Raw genomic sequence first — 2,895 nt, 5'->3', positions numbered from 1 at the left:
TTGTCGCAGAGATAGAGCTTTGTTTCCGGCCGGCAGAATTCGGCAAGCCGCTGGCGGCAGCCGCCGCAAGGCGAGCATTTGGCCATGCGTTCGGCAAGCACGGCGATTTCCACGATCTTGCCGCCGCCGCCCATAATATAGTGGCCGAGCGCCGTGGTCTCGGCGCACCAGCCTTCCGGATAGGAGGCGACTTCGATGTTGGCGCCGGTAAAGACGCGACCGTCCTCGGTGCGCAAGGCAGCGCCGACCGGAAACTTAGAATAGGGCGCGTAGGCCTTGGCCATGGCGGCCTTGGCGGCCTCGAACAGATCATGCGACATTCAGCGTTCTCTCCGATGATCGTGTTCAAAACCCGGCGCAAAGCCGACCCGTCGCTCAACGTTCCTTGACATAAGGCACGCCGCCGGCGCGTGGCGGGATTGCCTTGCCGATGAAGCCGGCGAGCAGGATGACGGTGAGGATGTAGGGCAACGCCTGCATGAACTGCGCCGGCACCTTGCCGATGATGGGCAGCGGGGATCCTTGCAGGCGGATCGACGCAGCGTCCAGGAAGCCAAACAGCAGGCAGGCGAACATGGCGTTGACCGGCTTCCACTTGGCGAAGATCAAGGCTGCCAGCGCGATATAGCCCTTGCCGGCAGTCATGTCCTTCACGAAGCCGCCATTTTGCACCATCGACAGGTAGGCGCCGGCAATGCCGGTGAGGATGCCGGTGCAGATCAGCGCCCGGTAGCGCAGCCAGGCGACCGAGATGCCGGCGGTGTCGACGGCGGCCGGGTTCTCGCCGACGGCGCGAAGGCGCAGGCCGAAGCGGGTGCGAAACAGCACCCACCAGGTGAACGGCACCATCAGGAAGGCAAGATAGACCAGGATCGAGTGGCCCGACAGGAGTTCGGCATAGATCGGTCCGATGATCGGCACGTCGCGGATGGCCTCGGCGCCCGGCAAGGTGATGGCCTCGAAGCGCTCGCCCGGTTGCAGCGCCGGCGTGCGCCCGCCCTGCTGGAACCAGGCCTGGCCGAGGATGATGGTTGAGCCGGCGGCGATGAAATTGATCGCCACGCCGGAGACGATCTGGTTGCCGCGATGAGTGATCGAGGCAAAGCCGTGGATCATGGCGAAGGCGACCGAGATCACGACCGCCATGCCGAGGCCGAGAAAGGCCGAATGGAACACGGAAGCTGCGGCCGCACCGGCGAAGGCGCCGACAAGCATCTTGCCTTCGAGGCCGATGTCGAAGATGCCGGCGCGTTCCGAATAGAGCCCGGCGAGGCAAGCAAGCAGCAGCGGCACCGAGAGGCGGATGGTGGAGTCCAGTGTCTGGATGATCGCGTTGAACACATCCATCTCAGGCACCTTTCCCCTTGACCGCTTCCATGCCGACCGATCGCGGACTGAACGAGGCAAACAGCGCCTGGATGTAGCGCCGGAACATGTGCTCGAGGGCACCGGCAAACAGGATCACCAGGCCTTGAATGATGACGATCATGTCGCGGCTGATTGCCGGCATCTCGAAGGCGAGTTCGGCGCCGCCCTGGTAGAGCATGCCGAACAGGACCGCCGCCAATACGATGCCGACAGGGTGCAGGCGGCCCATCAGCGCCACGGCGATGCCGACGAAGCCGGCGCCGGAAACGAAGTCGATGGCGACATTGTGCTGATCGCCCATCACCGGATTGAGCGCCATCATGCCGGCCAGTGCGCCCGAGATCATCATGGCGGTGATGATGATGCGGGTTTCGGAAATGCCGGCATAGCGTGCCGCCTTCGGGCTGTGACCGTAGGTGCGCATCTCGTAGCCGAGCTTGGTGCGCCAGATCAGCAGCCAGACCAGGAAGGCCATGACCAGCGCCAGCAGGAAGGTGACGTTGAGCGGCGCCGAACGGATCTTGGCGCCGAACAGCTCGATGATCCAGTTGAGTTTGGGCAATTCCGCGCCGGCGAGGAAGTTGCGCGTCTGCGGCGCTTGCGAGGCGGCTGGCTTCAACGGGCCGACCAGCAGGTAAACCATGATCGAGGCGGCGATGAAGTTGAACATGATGGTGGTGATGACGATGTGCGAGCCACGCTTGGCCTGCAGATAGGCCGGGATAAGCGCCCACAATGCGCCCACCGCCGCCGCAGCAATGATCGCCAGCGGGAAGGTCAGCCACCATGGCAGTGTACTGTCGAAGCTCAGGCAGACGATGGCGATGCCAAGGCCGGCGATGTAGGCCTGCCCCTCGGTGCCGATGTTGAACAGGCCGCAATGCGCGGCAACCGCGACCGAAAGCCCGGTGAAGATGAAGGTGGTGGCATAAAACAGGGTGAAGGCAATGCCTGTGCCTTTGCCGAAGGCGCCTTCGACCAGGATGACGGCGGCGCGCAACGGATTCTCGCCGACCAGAAGCACGACGAAGCCGGCGACGACGAAGGCGACGAACAGATTGATCAGCGGGATCAGGCCATAGTCGGCCCAGGCCGGCAGTTTGGCGTAAGGCGTGCTCATTGCGCGGCCTCCTGGTGCTCGATGCCGGCCATCAGCAGGCCGAGCTCGCCCTCGGTCGCTTCCGGACCGCGCTCGCCGACGATGCGGCCGGCAAACATCACCAGGATACGGTCGGACAGCGAACGGATCTCGTCCAGCTCGACCGACACCACCAGCACCGCCTTGCCCTGGTCGCGCATGGCGATCAGGCGCTTGTGGATGAACTCGATGGCGCCGACATCGACGCCGCGTGTCGGCTGGCCGACGATCAGCACGCCCGGGTCCTGTTCCATCTCCCGTGCCAGCACGATCTTCTGCTGGTTGCCGCCGGAGAAATTGGCGGTCTTCAGCCGGCAGTCGGCCGGGCGGATGTCGTATTTGGCGATCTTGTCCCTGGCATCGTTGCGGATGGCATCGATGTTGAGGAA

The 2,895-nt window shown here is 64.1% G+C and carries 3 protein-coding genes and 1 pseudogene; all 4 read right to left on the bottom strand.

The window, feature by feature from the left end; genetic code table 11:
* Positions 1–320, bottom strand: a 320-nt coding sequence (locus tag ENZ74_RS27555) for a cytidine deaminase (RefSeq protein WP_127313135.1), incomplete at its 3' end; no start/stop codon positions are given.
* A 55-nt stretch (positions 321–375) separates the two neighbouring features.
* A complete protein-coding gene (locus ENZ74_RS27550; RefSeq protein WP_013529631.1) occupies positions 376–1,347 on the bottom strand; it encodes an ABC transporter permease in 972 nt (323 codons plus the stop codon).
* Between the two features lies 1 nt (position 1,348).
* A complete protein-coding gene (locus ENZ74_RS27545; protein WP_063168988.1) occupies positions 1,349–2,488 on the bottom strand; it encodes an ABC transporter permease in 1,140 nt (379 codons plus the stop codon).
* Positions 2,485–2,895: pseudogene (locus ENZ74_RS27540) on the bottom strand (heme ABC transporter ATP-binding protein); the annotation flags it as partial. The gene ENZ74_RS27545 and the pseudogene ENZ74_RS27540, both read right to left, overlap by 4 nt.

Source organism: Mesorhizobium sp. M7A.F.Ca.CA.002.15.2.1, from assembly GCF_003998715.1.
GTDB lineage: Bacteria > Pseudomonadota > Alphaproteobacteria > Rhizobiales > Rhizobiaceae > Mesorhizobium > Mesorhizobium ciceri.
This window is presented reverse-complemented; position numbering and strand designations above follow the sequence as displayed.

Excerpts from the sequence above, each read along its gene's own strand:
- ENZ74_RS27545 (WP_063168988.1), bottom strand. The coding sequence starts at position 2,488 with ATGAGCACGCCTTACGCCAAACTGCCGGCCTGGGCCGACTATGGCCTG.
- ENZ74_RS27550 (WP_013529631.1), bottom strand. The coding sequence starts at position 1,347 with ATGGATGTGTTCAACGCGATCATCCAGACACTGGACTCCACCATCCGC.